The organism is Pseudomonas sp. AN-1, from assembly GCF_034057115.1.
Lineage (GTDB): Bacteria > Pseudomonadota > Gammaproteobacteria > Pseudomonadales > Pseudomonadaceae > Geopseudomonas.
Genome location: NZ_CP139195.1, coordinates 148,396 through 165,515 on the forward strand (window position 1 = coordinate 148,396; position 17,120 = coordinate 165,515).

A 17,120-nucleotide genomic window follows, 5' to 3' on the forward strand; every position below is an offset into this window, starting at 1 on the left:
CTGGCCGGCGTCGTTGCGGCGTGCCATGCAGACAGAGGACACCTTTTCCATGACCAGGCTGATTCGTTCGCTCTGGCTGGCCGCAGCGGTTGCGGCTTTCTCGACGCCACTGATGGCCAGCACCGCCAGCGCTCCGTCGCTGGAGCAGAGCCTGGCGAAGGCGGCGCCTACCCTGAACAAGAAAGTTCTGCGCCATGCCCTGGCAGCCATGCAGTGCGCGATCAACAACGGCTCCGAACCGGCCGACCGCCTGGCCGTCATCGACTTCTCGCGGCCCTCGACGGAGCGGCGCCTGTGGGTATTCGATCTCAAGCGCAAGACCCTTCTGCTGCGCGAGCTGGTCGCCCATGGCCAGGGCTCCGGCGAGAACTTCGCCACCCGCTTCTCCAACACCGAGGGCAGCCACCAGTCGAGCATCGGCCTGTTCCGCACCGCGGAAACCTACCACGGCCAGCACGGCTACTCGCTGCGCATGGACGGCCTGGAACCCGGCATCAACGACCGCGCCCGCGAGCGCGCCATCGTCATCCATCCGGCCGACTATGTCGACCCGCGCTGGATCAGCCGCCACGGCCGCATCGGCCGCAGCCACGGCTGCCCGGCGGTGCGCCCGGAAGTGGCGCGCATGGTGGTAGACAGCCTCAAGGGCGGCCAGTTCATGTTTTCCTGGTACCCCGACCGCCAGTGGCTGCGCTCCTCCGCCTACCTCAACTGCAAACCGCAGCGGGTGGCGGCCATCCTCGCCGCCGGCAAGGATTCGGAGGGCTGATCGGGCTGCGGGCGGGGGCGGGCCTGAAGGCCCGCCTCGACTCGCCTGCAGTCGCTGCATCGCCTGTCCTCTGGCCTGCGTCGCAGAGCTGGCGGGCTCCTGTCACGAGCAGGTACCCGAGCTGCCCTTGTCCACGCTGGTATGACCGGTTGCGCTGATGGTTACCTGACGGTCCTGAGTGCCGACCGAGGGGGTAGCCCGGCAGACCTTGAGTGTGGCCTGGCCAGCGCCGACCCCGGAGGGCTGGAAGTCGATCTGGCTGACCGAGGAAAGGATCCTGTAGCCGTCTTTCGCTACTGCCTGGCTGAGCAGCACGGTGCTGCCCCGTATCACGATCCAGCCGTTCTCCCAGCTTGCGCCCGAGGCGCTGGTGCAGGTCGCGCCGTCGGAGGATATGCATATCCGCACCACCGCATTGCTCTTGATCGCTTCGCTGCGCGCCAGTTGCGCCGCTGCCGCCAGCTTGTTGGCCTCGGAGCGCAGCGTTGTGCTCAGCGATACCTCCTGGAAGGCCGGCATGCCTATCCCCAGCAGGATTGCCAGCACGGCCAGCGTCACCATCAGTTCGATCATGGTGAAGCCGCGTTGCCGCGGGCATGCCCTTGCCAACCTTCCGCGCGCCATGGTCATTCCTCGATGTTCCAGAACACGTTGGCCTTGGGCTGAACCAGGCCGCCGCCGTCGCTCGGCGAGCTGCCCTGCAGCGGGGAGTCCGGGTCCGAGCCGATCACGAACGGCACTGTGGTGCCGTCGTCGAGCGTCACCATGCCGGCGACCGGCGACGGCGGCAGGCCACCGCCGGCGATTTCCGAGTGGCGCGAGGTGCCCTTGGCGGGGGCGGCGTTGGCGTAGTTGACGTTGTAGACCTTGGCCGTTCCCAGGCTGGAACACTGCCCGGCCCGGTAGAGCGCCGGCGTGTGGGTGCTGAAGGTGACCACGCCGTAGACGGTGATGGCGTTGGTCACCACCTGCTCGTTGTCGGCGAACTGCAGGTACCAGCCCTTCTTCCTGGCCAGGGTGGAGTCACTGGGGGTGTCGGTCCCGGTGATGGCCTGCAGCGAGTTCATGCAGATCCGGCTGCGTCCTCCGCAGCGCAGCGACTCGGGGGTCAGCCAGTTCGCGTCGGACGGATTGTCCCTGATCATGAAGAAGTAGTTGGACACCTTGGTGGCCGCCGCATAGCTGGCCAGCGGCTTCTCTCGATCCCCCGAGCCCAGCAGCACGTAGTATTCACCCTGGAGTTCCACGACATCCGGCGCGAACATGAACTTGCGGTTGATGTCGCAGGTCGAGTTGCCTTCGGCGCCGCAGCCCAGCGTGGCGATCCGGGTGATGCTCCAGTCGTCCGGCTCGGCCGAGCCGAACGTCAGCCGATAGACGTTGCCGCCGGTATCCGCGGCATAGGCGTACTTGGCCTTGCCGTTGCTGTCGGGCACCACGGTGACGTCGCCCACCACGCTGCGCCGGGTTTCGAAGGGGGTTCGAACCTGTGCGCCGGTGTTGGCATTGAGCATGTAGATGCGGTTGCCCTTGGGCGAGCTGCCGCAGTCGTGGTTCTGCGAGCCATCGTCGAAATCCTCGCAGGTATCGTAGCCGCCGCCCATGATCAGCAGCGGCGTGTCGCCGGTATCCTGGGTCTTGAATGGCTTGGCCGACGACCAGGTCTGCCCGAGCTGGGTGAAGCCGCTGGTGCAGGCAGAGCTGTCCGCGCTGCAGCCGATCCGCCACTTGAGGGCCGGCGTCTGCGGGGTGGTCACGTCGAAGGCATACAGCGCGCGTCCGCCGCGGCGCAGGGTCGCGTACAGCCAGGTCGCTGAAGCTCCCTGGTAGGCGGTGATGGCGCCGTCGACACCGTAGGGTTTGCTGGCCACCGTCTCTCCGGCGAGCACCGTGCGGTCCTTGAAGTTGATCTTCACCGTGTTGTCGCGCAGGCGTGCGATCTGGTTGGTCGAAGCCTGGTAGAACTCGGGAAGCATGAACGACCACAGCTCGCCGCCCGGGGCGACACCGCCTATGCTGCTGCCTGGCGAGGCCGTGTCGCCGGGGTCGCGATTGCCGTTGACCGCATGCAGCAGGCCATCGTTGCCGCCGTAGAAGACCACCACCTGCTTGCTGGCGTCCGTGCCGAAATTGATCGCCACCGGCCGCGAGTGCACGATGTCACCGTGCACCGAGGGGCGGATGGTTGACGTGCTGGTGCCGCTGGTGTCGGTGAATTCCGAGACGCTCGCGTTGTCACCGCCGCGCGCCCAGTTCACCTCGCTGGCGCCGATGGAGGTCACCGTCGAGGTGTCGAAGCTGGTCAGGGTGGTGTTGGTCGACGTCGGCGCCTCCGGACAGCCGCTGGTCGGGCAGGTCTTCATGTTGCGTGCCGAACTGCCGCTCAGGGTGCGCAGCTTGTAGCTCTGTGCGCCCTTCTCGACCACGTTGCCGTCCGGGTAGTCGGCGAAGGTGGAGCCGGAAACCGCCAGGCAGCCACCGTTGATCGCCTTGCTGACGTTGCTCCAGTAGCCCGGCAGGCTGACCGAGGAGGGGGACCAGTAGCTGCGTGCGCACTCGGTGATGAAACCGGTCGAGCTGTTGATCGCCCCCTTGCCGTCTGCATCCTGCAGTTGCAGGGTATTGCCGCTGATGCCCAGCTTGTACTGCTTGAGGTTGCCGGCCCAGCGCGGATAGGCGTCCGGATCCGGGCGGAACATGCCGACGTAGACCTGATTGAGATAGGTGCCTTGGGTATTGACGCTCACCGGCAGACTCACCGAGGCGAACACGCTGTTGACCGACTGGATCTCGGAGAAGATCGTCTTCAGCGCCGTCTCGATCTCTGTGGCGCTGGTGGCGGTGAAATACTTGCCGCCGCCTGCCCGTGCCATGCTTTGCTGCAGCTTGGTGTTTTCTACGTCCTGCTTGGCCTTGTAGATGTCGATGGTGTAGGTGACGACGTTCTGCTTGCCCTTGGCCGCGCTGACGTCGGTCTGGTACAGGAAGCGTGCGTACTCGTCGGCATAGATCACCTGGTTCTTGTCGGGATAGATCAGATTGGCGTCGCCGCCGATCCCTGCCAGGATGGTGCCCGCCGCGCTGGAGCCCTTGGGCAGGCCATTGCTCAGCACGATCAGGTAGTTCTTCGCCTTGCATGACTCGTCGCTGGAAACCACCGGCTTGTAGGTGGTCTTGTCGTCATCGACGAAGGCGGCCGGGTCGGGCGTCTGCTTGAGGGGAATGTCGGCGTAGCGATAGGGGCCGAAATGGGTCTTGTCCGTGGGGCTGCCGGCGATGTCCCGATAGGCGTTGGCCGGGCTGGTATAGCCGCCGAAATACTTGAACACCTCGAACATCGCCCGGTCGTAGTCGGCGCTCGAAGAGGTTTCCACGGTCTTGTAGTTGGCCTTGACGTCCGTGATGTCGGCGATCAGTTGGGTCTTGGCCTCGCCCTCCAGCGGCTTCATCGCCGAGCGCACGTAGCCGCCGGTCTGGGCGTCCAGCAGCATCAGGCCGACGTTGACCTTGGAGTCCAGGGCGTTGAGCACGTTGATCAGCGACTGCAGCTCTTCCTCGGCCTGCTTGCCGCCGGGCCAGTCCTGTTTGGATGTGTTCCAGTTCGAGGTGTTGTCCACCAGGATCAGGACGTTGGGGTTGTCCTTGCTGTCGGTCGACTTCACCCCGACGAACAGGTCGATGTCCTCGGCGGCTGCCCCCAGGCTGGCGGTCAGCAGGGCGGCGCCCAGCAGGCTCTTGTTCATGCGCTTCATCTGAAACTCCTTATCCAAGGGCCTCTGGGTCAGGGGCAGGACTTGTCTTTCTCGGCCTGGTTGAGCAGTACGCGAACGCCGGCTCGCACCGCCACTGCGGCGCCGGTGACCGGGTCGTTGACGGCGGCGCGGATCAGCCACACGGTGTTCCAGGAAGTGCTGGCGATGGTCGGCAGCGTCACGCTGCTCGGCGCCGTGGAGGCGGCCAAGGTGGCCGCAACGCACTCGGGGGCATCCACCGCTGCGGTGTATTCGGCGGTGCCGTCCTTGTCGAGGTCGAGGCCGACCTGATCGGCTGCCGGCGCATCGGTGAATTTCGTGCTCTGGACGTAGGCGATGGCCTTGTTGGCGGCGGCGATTGCCTCGTTGCGCGCCTGCAGGTTGCCCACCGCCTTGAGGTTGGTCGAACTGAGCATGAACGAGCTGGAAACCATCAGGGTGAACAGCAGCAGCATGATCAGGCCGATGATCAGCGTGGCGCCGCGCTGGCGCCGATAGGCGGACATGGCTCTCATGGGGTCTCCCGGCGGCCGGCGATGTTGTTCAGGCGCACGACCGTGGAAAACGCATGCCGCTTGTAGGCATCGTTGGCGGCGGCGATGGTCTGGCTGCCCAGCGTGTAGCTGCGGTTGTCCGTGTGGCCCTGGGTGGGCTGCCGGTTGCGTGCCAGCAGACTGACCTTGACCGCCACCACATTGGCCAGCCGGTCGATCGAGCAGACCCCGGAGCAGTGCACGAACTCGTCGGGCACGCCGTCGCCGCGGTTGATCGGCGAGTTCAGCTGCTTGGCGTTTGCCCAGGCGACGGCGGCGGTCCAGCGCTTGGCCGTATCGGCATTGCTGATCACGTCGATGCCGGCGTCGCTGATCCGGTCGATTCCCAGATCGACCCGGAGTCCCTCGATACCGTCGATCAGCGCGACCGGCGCCCTGGCCTTGATCACACCGTCTTCCAGGTCGAACTCCGAGCGCACCAGAGTCGGGATGCCATCGCCGATCTGCAGCGAGTAGTTACGGATGTAGTAGATGTTCGACACGTACTGGCGCTTTTCCTGGAGCAGCGAGCAGTCGCGCTTGTGCAGCTCGTAGCCTGTCGCGGTGGACAGCACGTAGCGTGGCTCGTTGCGGATCGCGCTGCTGCAGGCGCTGCCGCCTTGAGCGCGGGACACCTGCAGGTAGAGCTTGCCGTCGACCAGCGGATCGCAGCCGCTGGCGCCGGCCACGCAGGTCCGGGCGTGGCGTATCACCAGGATGTCGGTACCACTCTTCCAGTTGCTCAGCAGCGTCGAGCAGCCCGACGGCACGGAGTCGTGCACCTGCACGGCGATGCCGAGCAGGTTCTTCTCCGCGTTCGAGGCCTGTCCCGCCCAGCTCGCCAGGGGCAGGCACGGATCGGGGATCTCGCTCGGCACGGTCGGTGCATTCTTGAAGGTCAGGTCGTCGAACTCGGGGACGTACAGATCCCAGAAGCCGGCATGGGCGATCTCCTTCTGCAGCAGTTGGATGCCCAGCCGGCCGCTTTCGATCAGCACGCTGGTCCTGCTCAGCTCGGCGTTGTTGCGGCTGGTGTTGGTGTAGAGCGTCAGGATCGCCAGCATGATCACCAGGCCCACGGTCGAGGCGACCATCAGTTCGATCAGGCTGAAGCCCGACTGGGGCGGGCGCGCAGGCGCATGTCGCGCGGCATGAGCCGCGCTGCGATTTGCAGAGATCATAGGTTGGGAATCCGAACGACTGTGGAGACGACGCGACGACAGCGGTCGCTGCTGCAGGACGATCCGGCGTCGCCGTTGTACAGTCCGGTGCCGCAGGCCAGGCCCGCAGGTGGCGCGGCAATCGGCGTCATGCCCTGCCAGGCCACGGTGATCAGATACTCGCCGCCGCCGAGCGACTCGATGCAACCGCGTCCGCCGGTCATGGCGCCGACCCGGTTCTCGCCGTCGCTCTCCGCACCGCCCTGCAGGGCGGTGCACCACTCGCCAAGGTCCACGTCCTTGCGGGTGGCCGTCGAAGTGCTGCAGGTGGTGCCGTAGCCGACGGGGCTCGTGGAGCCAGTCGCGTAGCTCGCCGCCGCATTGCGATTGCCTGCCAGACGATTGGCCATATCGTTCAGCAGGATCAGGGCCTGCGAACGCTGGTAGGCCTCCACCTCGGACATCTGCAGGCGCGCCTGCAGACCGGCGATGCCCAGCAGGCCCACCGAAAGAATCAGGATGGTGACGAGCACCTCTATCAGCGAGAAGGCCCGCTGATGCGCGAAGGAGCGGATCATGATCACCACTTCCCGGCTGGGGTCTTGACGCCCTCGCTGTTCAGCGTCAGGGCGCCGTCGCCGGCCTGGGAGGTACCAGACTTCGGCGTGAAAGTGATCGTGAAGGAGGGCAGGCTCGACGTGCCGCAGCCGGTATCGCCGGGACACCTCAGGATGGTGTCGGCGTAGATCTGACTGACCGACGCCGGCAGTGCATAGCCCAGCTGGGACTTGCTCGCATAGGCGCGATTGGCCAGCAGGTACTGCTGCTGGAGGTTGGCGATGTCCATCATCTGCGCTTGCGCTTCGGCGCGCTTGCCGCGGATGACGTACTGCTGGTAACTCGGGTAGGCAATCCCTGCCAGGATGGCGATGATCGCGACTGTGATCATCAATTCGATGAGAGTGAAGCCACGCTGTCGAGTGGGGGCCTCCTGCCCCCGGCTGTTGTTCTGGTTTGTCATGTGTGTAGCGCCGCATCTCCGCATTCGGAGTCTGGGGGCGAGTTTGCGCTGCCCGGATTGATCGTTGATGGCTGGACCCGAAGGGGGGTTCGCCGGTTATCTGACGCCAATCCTTAGCGATGCAAAGTATGCGCAGGTTTTACAGGTAATGCGGGGAATGTAAATGGCCATGCGCGGAAAGATTGAGCTGGATCACATCGGTCATCATGGAGCCGACCGGAGGTTCATCGTGACTGCCGGTGGAGGGCATCAGCCGGCGCACCCTCGGCGCATTTCCTGCACTGCAGCTCGTGACCCAGCATCCGCGCCCGCCCCTCGGGCGTGGTCACCCACGGCCGGCTGACCCATGGCGGGTCGTGGCGCACGTGCTGGTTGTGGCCGCAGGCCAGTTCGGCGACCCAGTGGCCTTCTTCGTCGCGGTGATAACCGGTGATGGGCTGTTTCATCGCGGCAGGTTAGCAGCCGGCCATTCCCCCGCGACACCCTTTGTCGCACCCCGGTGGCACAATGCGCGTTCTGTCGGTCGAGGGAGCAGGACATGCAGGACAACGAGCTGACGCCGGGGCTGATGGTGGTGCACGGCAACCGCCTGGAGGAGCTGCGCGAGCTGGCGGTGGCGTGGATGCAGCGTTATCCGCTGGCGCCGCTGGAGAACGAGGTGGTTCTGGTGCAGAGCAACGGCATCGCCCAGTGGCTGAAGCTGGCGCTGGCCGAGCAGCAGGGCTGCGGCATCGCCGCCGCCGTGCAGGTCGAGCTGCCGGCGCGCTTCCTCTGGCAGAGCTACCGCGCGGTGCTCGGCGGCGACGCCATTCCGCGCGAGTCGCCGCTGGACAAGGCGCCGATGACCTGGCGGCTGATGCGTCTGCTGCCCGGCCTGCTGGATGGCGAGGTCTTCGCCCCGCTGCGCCGCTTCCTCGAGGACGACGGCGACCTGCGCAAGCGCCACCAGCTGGCCGAGCGCCTGGCCGACCTGTTCGACCAGTACCAGGTGTACCGCGCCGACTGGCTGGCCGACTGGGCCGCCGGCCGCGACCGGTTGCGCACCTCGCGCGGCGGCATGAGGGCGCTGGACGAGGCGGCGCTCTGGCAGCCGGCGCTGTGGCGCGCGCTGCTCGCCGACGTCGGTGACGAGCAACTGGCGGAAAGCCGCGCCGGGGTGCATCCGCGCTTCGTCGAGCGCCTGCGCAGCGTCGAGCGGCGGCCGCGCGGCCTGCCGCGGCGGGTGGTCGTGTTCGGCATCTCCTCGCTGCCGGCGCAGACCCTCGAGGCGCTGGCCGCGCTGGCGCGCTTCAGCCAGGTGCTGCTCTGCGTGCACAACCCCTGCCGGCACCACTGGGGCGACATCGTTCCCGACCAGGACCTGCTGCGCCACCAGTACCGCCGCCATGCGCGCAAGGCCGGCATGGCGGCGGGGCTGTCCGCCGACGAGCTGCACCAGCACGCCCACCCGCTGCTGGCCGCCTGGGGCAAGCAGGGCCGCGACTACATCAACCTGCTCGACATGCACGACGACCCCGAGCACTACCGCGAGCGCTTCGCCGCGCTGGGGCAGCGGGTCGACCTGTTCGCGCCGGGCGACACCGGCCACCTGCTCGGCCAGTTGCAGGACGACATCCTCGAGCTGCGCACCCTTGGCGAAACCCGCGCCGCCTGGCCGCCGCTCGATCCGGCCCGGGACCGCTCGCTGCGTTTCCACATCGCCCACAGCGCGCAGCGCGAGGTGGAGATCCTCCACGACCAGTTGCTGGCGCGCTTCTCCGCCGACCCGACCCTGCGCCCGCGCGAGATCATCGTCATGGTCCCCGACGTCAACGCCTACGCGCCGCACATCCAGGCGGTGTTCGGCCAGTACGCCCAGGACGATCCGCGCTGGATTCCCTTCACCCTGGCCGACCAGGGCCAGCGCGGCTGCGAGCCGCTGCTGATCGCCGTCGAACACCTGCTGAAACTGCCGGAGGGGCGACTGACCGTCAGCGAGGTGCTCGACCTGCTCGACGTGCCGGCGCTGCGCGCGCGTTTCGGCATCGACGAGGGCGAGCTGCCGACCCTGCACCGCTGGATCGAGGGCGCCGGCATCCGCTGGGGGCTGGACGCCGAGCGCCGCGCCGCGCTCGGCCTGCCGGAAGGCCTGGAGCAGAACACCTGGCGCTTCGGCCTGCGCCGCATGCTGCTCGGCTACGCCGTGGGGCGCGGTGCGGCCTATGCCGGCATCGAGCCCTATGACGAGATCGGCGGCCTGGACGCCGCGCTGATCGGCCCGCTGGTCGCCCTGCTCGACGCCATCGACGCCCTGCATCGGCGGCTGGCCAAGCCGGCCGCGGCGCAGCAGTGGGGCGAGACCCTGCGCGGCCTGCTCGCGGACTTCTTCTGCGCGCAGAGCGAGCGCGACGAGACCCTGCTCGGCCAGATGGGCGAGGCGCTGGACGACTGGCTGGCGCTGTGCGCCGGCGTCGGGCTGATAGAGCCGCTGCCGCTCGGCGTGGCGCGCGAGGCCTGGCTCGGCGCGCTGGATCAGGGCCGCCTCAGCCAGCGCTTCCTGGCCGGCGCGGTGAATTTCTGCACCCTGATGCCGATGCGCGCCATCCCGTTCCGCCTGGTCTGCCTGCTCGGCATGCAGGACGGCGACTACCCGCGCAGCGCCACGCCGCTGGACTTCGACCTGATGGCCGGCGACTACCGCCCCGGCGATCGCTCGCGCCGCGAGGACGACCGCTACCTGCTGCTGGAGGCGCTGCTCGCCGCCCGCGAGCAGCTGTACGTCAGCTGGGTGGGGCGCAGCATCCGCGACAACAGCGAGCGCCCGGCCTCGGTGCTGGTCGGCCAACTGCGCGACCATCTGGCCAGCGGCTGGACGCTGGCCGGCGACGGCGACCTGCTGGGCGCGCTGACCACCGTGCACCCGCTGCAGCCGTTCAGCCGCGACTACTTCGCCGAGGTCGATCCGGCGCTGTTCAGCTACGCCCGCGAGTGGGCCGCGCTGCATCGCCCGGCCGGCACGGAGGCGGCGGGGCAGGCGCTGCCGCCGTTCCAGGCCGACGCGCCGCTCGGCCTGGAAACCCTGCAGGGCTTCCTGCGCGACCCGGTCAGGCACTTCTTCACCCAGCGCCTCAAGGTGCATCTCGACGAGGAGGCCAGGGCGCAGCTCGACGAGGAACCCTTCGGCCTCGACGGCCTGCAGCTGTACCAGCTGCGCCAGACGTTGCTCGGCGCCGCCAGCCTGGTGCTGGAGGAGGGCGCCGGGCAGGTCGAGCCGGCGCTGCAGGCCACCGCCCTGCGCCTGCAGCGCAGCGGCCAGCTGCCGCTGGCCGGCTTCGGCGAGCGCCTGCGCGAGCAGGTGCTGGCGCCGCTGCCGGCGCAGGTGCAGCGCTATCGGGCGCTGTGCGCCCTGTGGCCCGAGCGGCTGCAGTCGCCCAGGGCGCTGCAGTTCGAGCATGCCGGCGTCGAGCTGGACGGCTGGCTCGGCGGCCTGCGCACGCGCGGCGCGGACGGCGAGCTGGCGCGCATCGAGCTGCAGCCGGGGGCGCTGAAGGACAAGAAGGGCAAGGCGCTGAAGTGGCGGCGTCTGCTCGGCGCCTGGGTCGCGCACGTCGCCGCGGCGGCCTGCGGGCTGCGCCTGACCAGCCTGCTGGTCGGCGAGGATATCAGCCTGCGGCTGGCCCCCGTCGAGCCCGGGCGGGCCCGGGGCATCCTGCGCGGCTGGCTGGAAGGCTACGCGGCCGGCCTGAATGCGCCGCTGCCGGTGGCGCTGGATACCGCCATCGCCTGGCTGTCGGCCGGGGACGAGGAGAAGGCGGCCAGGGCGGCCTGCGAAACCTACGAGGGCGGCTACCAGCGCACCGGCGAGGTCGAGAAGAGCGCCAGCCTGGCGCGCCAGTACCCGGACTTCGCCGCGCTCACCGCCGACGGCGACTTCCAGGCCTGGAGCCAGGACCTCTACCAGGCGCTGCTGCAGGCGGAAATCGAAGAACTCAAGGAGGGGGCTGACGCATGAGCCCGATCACCCACGACCAGCGCCCCCTGGCGCTGCGTTTCCCGTTGCGCGGCAGCCGGCTGATCGAGGCCAGTGCCGGCACCGGCAAGACCTTCACCATCTCCGCCCTGTACCTGCGCCTGGTGCTCGGCCACGGCGAGGGCGAAACCGGCTTCGGCCGCGAACTGCTGCCGCCGGAAATCCTCGTGGTGACCTTCACCGACGCCGCCACCCGCGAGCTGCGCGAGCGCATCCGCGCCCGGCTGGTGCAGGCCGCCCGGGTGTTCCGCGCGGAGGAGGCGGGCGACGACCTGCTGCAGCAGCTGCGCGGCGATTTTCCGCCCGGGCTGTGGCCGGCCTGCGCGCGCCGGCTGGACATCGCCGCGCAGTGGATGGACGAGGCGGCGGTCTCCACCATCCACGGCTGGTGCCAGCGCATGCTGCGCGAGCACGCCTTCGACAGCGGCAGCCTGTTCACCCAGACCCTGGAGACCGACCACGGCGAGCTGATGGCCGAGGTGGTGCGCGACTACTGGCGCCAGCAGTGCTACCCGCTGGACGGCGCCGCGCTGGGCTGGGTGATGAACCACTGGCAGCATCCGGACACGCTGCTCGGCAGGCTGCGCCCGCTGCTGGGCGAGGCGGCCGCCGCGCCGGCGGAGACGCTGGGCGCGCTGCTCGAGGCGGCGCTGGCTGTCCGGCAGGCCGGGCTGGAACGGATCAGGCAGCCGTGGCAGGGCTGGATCTGCGCGCTTGAGACGTTCTATCGCGAGGCCAGTGCGGCCGGTCAGTTCAACGGCACCAAGCTCGGCGCCAAGACTTTCGAGCCGCGCCTGGCGATGCTCCGCGCCTGGTGCGAGGGGGATGGCGAGCTGTCGTTCAAGGACGACCACTTCAAGCGCTTCAAGCTCGACGGCCTGCGCGATGCCTGCAAGAAGGGTGTCGAACTCACGCTGAGCGCGGCGGTGCGCGAGGCCCTGCAGGACATGGAGACCCTCGAGCAGCGCCTGCAGGCGCTCGCCGATCCGGCCGAGCCGGCGCTGCGCCACGCCGCCGCCTGGATCGGCCGGCGCTTCGACCAGGAGAAGCGCCGCCGCGCCGAGATGGGCTTCGACGACATGCTCGCCCGCCTCGACGCCGCCCTGCAGGGCGACAACGGTGTGCGGCTGGCCGGGGTGATCCGCAAGCAGTTTCCGGTGGCGCTGATCGACGAATTCCAGGACACCGACCCGCTGCAGTACCGCATCTTCGATGCCATCTACCGCGTCGAGAGCGACGATCAGGCCACCGGACTGTTCCTGATCGGCGATCCCAAGCAGGCGATCTACGCCTTCCGCGGCGCCGACATCCACACTTACCTGCACGCCCGTAGAGCCACCGCAGGCCGTCACGAGAATCTGGACACCAACTTCCGCTCCAGCCAGGTGCTGGTCGATGCGGTCAACCGGGTGTTCGAGCTGGCCGAGCGGCGTCCGGGCGGGCAGGGGGCCTTCCTGTTCCAGGACGAGCTGCCGTTCGTCGAGGTGCGTGCCGCCGGCCGCAAGGAGGTCTGGCAGGTCGAGGGGCAGACGCCGCCGGCGCTGACCCTCTGGCAGCTGGCCGGCGACGAGCCGCTGTCCGCCACCACCTATCGCGCCGAGATGGCCGCGCGCGCAGCCAGCGAGATCGTCCGCCTGCTGAGCCTCGGCCAGCAGGGCCAGGCCGGCTTCGCCAAGGCGGACGGTTTCGACGCCCTCGCGCCCAGCGACATCGCCGTGCTGGTGCGCGACCGCAAGGAGGCCGAGGCGATCCGCGACCAGCTGTACCGGCGCGGCGTGCGCAGCGTCTACCTGTCCGACAAGGACTCGGTGTTCGCCAGCCAGGAGGCCCGCGACCTGCTGCTGTGGCTGCGCGCCTGCGCCGAGCCGGACGTCGACCGCCCGCTGCGCGCCGCGCTGGCCAGCCGCACCCTGGGCCTCGCGCTGGGCGAGCTGGAGCAGCTCAACCAGGACGAGCGCATCTGGGAGCGGCGGGTCATGCAGTTCCGCGGCTACCGCCAGCGCTGGCAGCGCCAGGGCGTGCTGCCCATGCTGCGCCAGCTGCTCCACGACTTCGCCCTGCCGCAGCGACTGATGGCCCGCGCCGACGGCGAGCGCGCGCTGACCAACCTGCTGCACCTGGCCGAGCTGCTGCAGCAGGCCGCCGCCGAGCTGGACGGCGAGCAGGCGCTGATCCGCCACCTGTCCGAGCTGCTGGTCGGCGAGATCCAGGCCGCCGAGGAGCAGGTGCTGCGCCTGGAGAGCGACGCCGCGCTGGTGCGCGTGGTGACCATCCACAAGTCCAAGGGCCTCGAGTATCCGCTGGTGTTCCTGCCGTTCATCTGCGCCTTCCGCCCGGCGGAAGGCGGCAAGCCGCTGGCGGTCCACGACGGCGAGCGGCGTAGCCTGGTGCTCGATCCCGATGACGAGACTGTCGAGCGCGCCGACCGCGAGCGCCTCGGCGAGGAGCTGCGCCTGCTCTACGTGGCGCTGACCCGTGCCCGCCACGCCTGCTGGCTGGGTGTCGCCGACCTGAAGGACGGCCGCGGCAAGGCCTCCGGGCTGCATCGCTCGGCGCTCGGCTACCTGCTCGGCGGCGGCGCGGCGCTGGCGGGCAGTGCGGCGCTGGCGCAGTGGCTGGCGCCGCTGGCGGTGGCCGGGGAGAGCACCGTGCTGCCGGCCCCTGAGGCCGGCGACGCACGCTTCGTCGCGGCGGTCGCCAGGCAGACCGGGCTGAGCTGGCGCGAGCCGGCGCGCAAGGCCGCCGAGCACTGGTGGATCGCCTCCTACAGCGCCCTGCGCACCGGCGAGATCGAGGCGCCGCCCGCCAGCCGCTTCGACGACGCCGCGCCGGACAGCCCGGCGGCGCAGAAGGCCGCCGACGACGAGCGCGAGAGCCTGGCCGTGCCGCTGCGCACGGGCGACGCGCCGAGCCTGCACCGCTTCCCGCGCGGCCCCAATCCCGGCACCTTCCTCCACGGCCTGCTGGAGATGGCCGGGCGCGAGGGCTTCGCCGAGCTGGCCGCCGAGCCCGCGGAACTGCGCGAGCAGATCGCCCGGCGCTGCCAGCTGCGCGGCATGCCCGAATGGATCGAGCCGCTCGCCGCCTGGCTGCGGCACCTGCTGGACACCCCGCTGGTCCTGGACGAAGGGCGCGCGGTGGCGCTGGCGCAGCTCGCCAGCTACCAGCCGGAGCTGGAGTTCTGGTTCGAGGCGCGCAACGTGGACGTGCGGCGGCTCGACCGCCTGGTGCAGCAGCATGTGCTGCCCGGCCTGGCGCGCCCGGCGCTGGCCCGCGACACCCTCAACGGCATGTTCAAGGGCTTCATCGACCTGACCTTCGAGCACGACGGCCGCTACTACGTGGTCGACTACAAGTCCAACTGGCTGGGCGAGGGCGATGCGGCCTACACGGCCGAGGCGATGGCGGCCGCGGTGGCCGGCCACCGCTACGACCTGCAGTACGTGCTCTACCTGCTGGCGCTGCACCGGCAGCTGCAACTGCGCCTGCCGGATTACGACTACGACCGCCACATGGGCGGAGCGCTCTACCTGTTCCTGCGCGGCAGCCGCGCACCGGGGCAGGGCATCCACCACGCCCGCCCGCCGCGGGTGCTGATCGAGGCGCTGGACGCGCTGTTCAAGGGTGAAAAGGCCGAGCAGACGGAGGCGATGGCATGAACGAACAACTGTCCCTGGGCATGGACGTGGCGCCGGCCGTGGAGCTGCGCAGCAGTGCCGATCTGCTGCAGCTGCTGGACGAATGGGGCGCGCGCGGCTGGCTGCGCGAGCTGGACCGCGCGCTGGTCGCCTTCCTTGTCGAACTGGATGGCGGCAGCCCGCCGCTGGCGCTGCTCGCCGCCGCGCTGGCCAGCCACCAGCTCGGCCACGGCCACGTCTGCCTGGACCTCGCCGCCACCCTGGCCAGCCCGGATTTCGCCCTGTCGCTGCCGCCCGAGGGCGAGGACGCCGAGCGGGCGACCCTGCTGCCGTCGCAGGTGCTCGCCGGCACCACCCTGGCCGACTGGCAGGCGGCGCTGCGCGCCAGCGCCCTGGTGGCGGTCGACGGCGCGGACGAGGCCGCGCCGCTGGTGCTGCACGGCGAGCGCCTGTACCTGCGCCGCTACTGGAACTACGAGCGGGCGGTGGCTGCCGCCCTCGCCGCGCGCCTGGGCGACACGGCGGAGCTGCCGGATGATCTCGCCGCGCGCCTGGCGCGGCTGTTCCCCGAGCCGCTGCTGGTCGACGGCGTGCGCCAGACCGACTGGCAGAAGCTCGCCTGCGCGCTGGCCGCGCGCGGCAGCTTCGGCCTGATCACCGGCGGCCCCGGCACCGGCAAGACCACCACCGTGGTGCGCCTGCTGGCGCTGCTGCAGGAGCCGGCGCTGGCTGCCGGCCAGCCGCTGCGCATCCGCCTGGCGGCGCCCACCGGCAAGGCCGCCGCGCGGCTCACCGAATCCATCGGCGCGCAGGTCGCCTCGCTGCTGGTCGAGGAGCGCGTGCGCGCGCAGATCCCCAGCGAGGTCACCACCCTGCACCGCCTGCTCGGCAGCCGGCCGGACAGCCGCCACTTTCGCCACCACGCCGGCAATCCGCTGCCGCTCGACGTGCTGGTGGTCGACGAGGCATCGATGATCGACCTGGAGATGATGGCCTGCCTGCTCGACGCGCTGCCGCGCCACGCCCGGCTGATCCTGCTCGGCGACAAGGACCAGCTCGCCTCGGTGGAGGCCGGCGCGCTGCTCGGCGACCTGTGTCGCGACGCCGAGGGCGGCTTCTACGCGCCCGCGACCCGCGCCTGGCTGGAGCAGGTCGGCGGCGAGCGGCTGGTCGATGCGGCGCTGCAGGAGGGCGATGCCGTCCGCCGGCCGCTGGCCCAGCGCACCGTGATGCTGCGCCACTCGCGGCGCTTCGCCGGCGGTTCGGGCATCGGCCGCCTGGCCCGCGCGGTCAACGCCCGCGAGCCGGCGGCGGCGCGGGAGATCCTCGCTGCGGGCAATCCCGACCTGCACCTGCTGCGCCTGCGCGGCGAGCAGGACGCGCATCTGGAGCGCCTGCTGCTCGACGGCCTGGCGGCCCAGGGGGAGGGCCGGCCGCAGGGCTACGCCCACTACCTGAACGTGCTGCACGCCAGCCGCCCGCCGGCCGACACCCCGGCCGATGCCGCGGCGTGGACGCAATGGGCCGGGCGGGTGCTCGCGGCCTTCGACGACTTCCAGCTGCTCTGTGCGGTGCGCAAGGGCGCCTGGGGCGTCGAGGGGCTCAACCCGCGCATCGCCTCCGCGCTGCAGCGGCGCGGCCTGCTGGAGAGCGACCAGGGCTGGTACGAAGGCCGCCCGGTGCTGGTGACCCGCAACGACTACAGCCTGGGCCTGATGAACGGCGACATCGGCATCGCCCTGCGCCTGCCCGAGCCGGCCGAGCGCCCGGGCGAGGCGCCGCGCAGCGTGCTGCGCGTGGTGTTCCCGCGCAACGACGGCTCGGGCGAGCTGCGCTACATCCTGCCCAGCCGGCTGAACGCGGTGGAGACGGTGTTCGCCATGACCGTGCACAAGTCGCAGGGCTCGGAGTTCGCCCACACCGCGCTGATCCTCCCCGACACCCTCAGCCCGGTGCTGACCAAGGAGCTGGTCTACACCGGCATCACCCGCGCCCGGCACTGGTTCAGCCTGATCGAGAGCCGCGCCGGGGTGTTCGACGAGGCGGTCAGGCGCCGGGTGCAGCGGCGCAGCGGGTTGCTGGAGGCACTGGGCGGCTGAGCGCTGCCGACGCTGCGCCGCCGGGCGGGGGCGCAGCGCCTAGGTCGGATGGGCGGTTTTCCGGCTTTTTGATCCCGGTTGTGTTTCGTACCTGGCTCGGGTGTCAGAATGCCGGACATTTCCCGCCTCCAAGGACGAC

11 protein-coding genes are annotated in these 17,120 nt (G+C 69.9%); 4 read left to right on the forward strand and 7 right to left on the reverse strand.

What is annotated here, in order from left to right:
• Positions 1–49: 49 nt before the first annotated feature.
• Positions 50–769, forward strand: a complete 720-nt coding sequence (locus tag SK095_RS00665) for a murein L,D-transpeptidase catalytic domain family protein (RefSeq protein WP_320547548.1) — start codon at positions 50–52, stop codon at positions 767–769.
• A gap of 102 nt (positions 770–871) precedes the next feature.
• On the opposite strand, the gene SK095_RS00670 is transcribed toward SK095_RS00665, so the two are convergent.
• The 7 genes from SK095_RS00670 to SK095_RS00700 all read right to left on the reverse strand — a co-directional run bounded on the left by SK095_RS00670 (position 872) and on the right by SK095_RS00700 (position 7,681).
• Positions 872–1,399, reverse strand: coding sequence for a GspH/FimT family pseudopilin (locus SK095_RS00670; protein ID WP_414153865.1), 528 nt, complete (start codon positions 1,397–1,399; stop codon positions 872–874).
• Positions 1,396–4,521, reverse strand: coding sequence for a pilus assembly protein (locus SK095_RS00675; protein WP_320547550.1), 3,126 nt, complete (start codon positions 4,519–4,521; stop codon positions 1,396–1,398). The genes SK095_RS00670 and SK095_RS00675 overlap by 4 nt, the downstream gene beginning before the upstream one ends.
• 29 nt (positions 4,522–4,550) lie before the next feature.
• The gene (locus SK095_RS00680; protein WP_320547551.1) at positions 4,551–5,036 is read right to left on the reverse strand and encodes a hypothetical protein; all 486 of its coding nucleotides are present in this window, start codon (positions 5,034–5,036) and stop codon (positions 4,551–4,553) included.
• Positions 5,033–6,235 (reverse strand): PilW family protein, encoded by a 1,203-nt coding sequence (locus SK095_RS00685; protein ID WP_320547552.1) that lies wholly within the window; start codon positions 6,233–6,235, stop codon positions 5,033–5,035. The genes SK095_RS00680 and SK095_RS00685 overlap by 4 nt, the downstream gene beginning before the upstream one ends.
• Entirely contained in the window at positions 6,232–6,792 is a 561-nt protein-coding gene (gene pilV, locus SK095_RS00690) for a type IV pilus modification protein PilV (protein WP_320547553.1), read from the reverse strand. Before pilV ends, SK095_RS00685 begins: the two co-directional genes overlap by 4 nt.
• A 2-nt stretch (positions 6,793–6,794) precedes the next feature.
• Positions 6,795–7,235, reverse strand: coding sequence for a type IV pilin protein (locus SK095_RS00695; RefSeq protein WP_320547554.1), 441 nt, complete (start codon positions 7,233–7,235; stop codon positions 6,795–6,797).
• Positions 7,236–7,459: 224 nt separating this feature from the next.
• Positions 7,460–7,681, reverse strand: a complete 222-nt coding sequence (locus SK095_RS00700) for a DUF3565 domain-containing protein (protein ID WP_320547555.1) — start codon at positions 7,679–7,681, stop codon at positions 7,460–7,462.
• A 92-nt stretch (positions 7,682–7,773) separates the two neighbouring features.
• Here SK095_RS00700 and recC point away from each other — a divergent pair, with 92 nt between their 5' ends.
• Genes recC through recD form a run of 3 tightly spaced genes read left to right on the forward strand, consistent with a single transcriptional unit; the run spans position 7,774 to position 16,981 of the window.
• On the forward strand, positions 7,774–11,226 hold the full coding sequence (gene recC / locus SK095_RS00705; RefSeq protein WP_320547556.1) for an exodeoxyribonuclease V subunit gamma: 3,453 nt from the start codon (positions 7,774–7,776) through the stop codon (positions 11,224–11,226).
• Positions 11,223–14,903 (forward strand): exodeoxyribonuclease V subunit beta, encoded by a 3,681-nt coding sequence (gene recB, locus SK095_RS00710; RefSeq protein WP_320547557.1) that lies wholly within the window; start codon positions 11,223–11,225, stop codon positions 14,901–14,903. Before recC ends, recB begins: the two co-directional genes overlap by 4 nt.
• Positions 14,900–16,981 carry an exodeoxyribonuclease V subunit alpha gene (recD, locus tag SK095_RS00715; protein ID WP_320547558.1) on the forward strand — a complete coding sequence of 694 codons (2,082 nt, stop codon included), beginning with the start codon at positions 14,900–14,902 and terminating at the stop codon, positions 16,979–16,981. The genes recB and recD overlap by 4 nt, the downstream gene beginning before the upstream one ends.
• Positions 16,982–17,120: the final 139 nt, after the last annotated feature.

Bases quoted from the DNA above. Each gene is read 5' to 3' on its own strand.
- recC (WP_320547556.1), top strand. From the start codon at position 7,774: ATGCAGGACAACGAGCTGACGCCGGGGCTGATGGTGGTGCACGGCAAC.
- SK095_RS00670 (WP_414153865.1), bottom strand. From the start codon at position 1,399: ATGACCATGGCGCGCGGAAGGTTGGCAAGGGCATGCCCGCGGCAACGC.
- SK095_RS00695 (WP_320547554.1), bottom strand. From the start codon at position 7,235: ATGACAAACCAGAACAACAGCCGGGGGCAGGAGGCCCCCACTCGACAG.
- SK095_RS00675 (WP_320547550.1), bottom strand. From the start codon at position 4,521: ATGAAGCGCATGAACAAGAGCCTGCTGGGCGCCGCCCTGCTGACCGCC.
- recB (WP_320547557.1), top strand. From the start codon at position 11,223: ATGAGCCCGATCACCCACGACCAGCGCCCCCTGGCGCTGCGTTTCCCG.
- SK095_RS00685 (WP_320547552.1), bottom strand. From the start codon at position 6,235: ATGATCTCTGCAAATCGCAGCGCGGCTCATGCCGCGCGACATGCGCCT.
- SK095_RS00680 (WP_320547551.1), bottom strand. From the start codon at position 5,036: ATGAGAGCCATGTCCGCCTATCGGCGCCAGCGCGGCGCCACGCTGATC.
- pilV (WP_320547553.1), bottom strand. From the start codon at position 6,792: ATGATCCGCTCCTTCGCGCATCAGCGGGCCTTCTCGCTGATAGAGGTG.
- recD (WP_320547558.1), top strand. From the start codon at position 14,900: ATGAACGAACAACTGTCCCTGGGCATGGACGTGGCGCCGGCCGTGGAG.
- SK095_RS00700 (WP_320547555.1), bottom strand. From the start codon at position 7,681: ATGAAACAGCCCATCACCGGTTATCACCGCGACGAAGAAGGCCACTGG.
- SK095_RS00665 (WP_320547548.1), top strand. From the start codon at position 50: ATGACCAGGCTGATTCGTTCGCTCTGGCTGGCCGCAGCGGTTGCGGCT.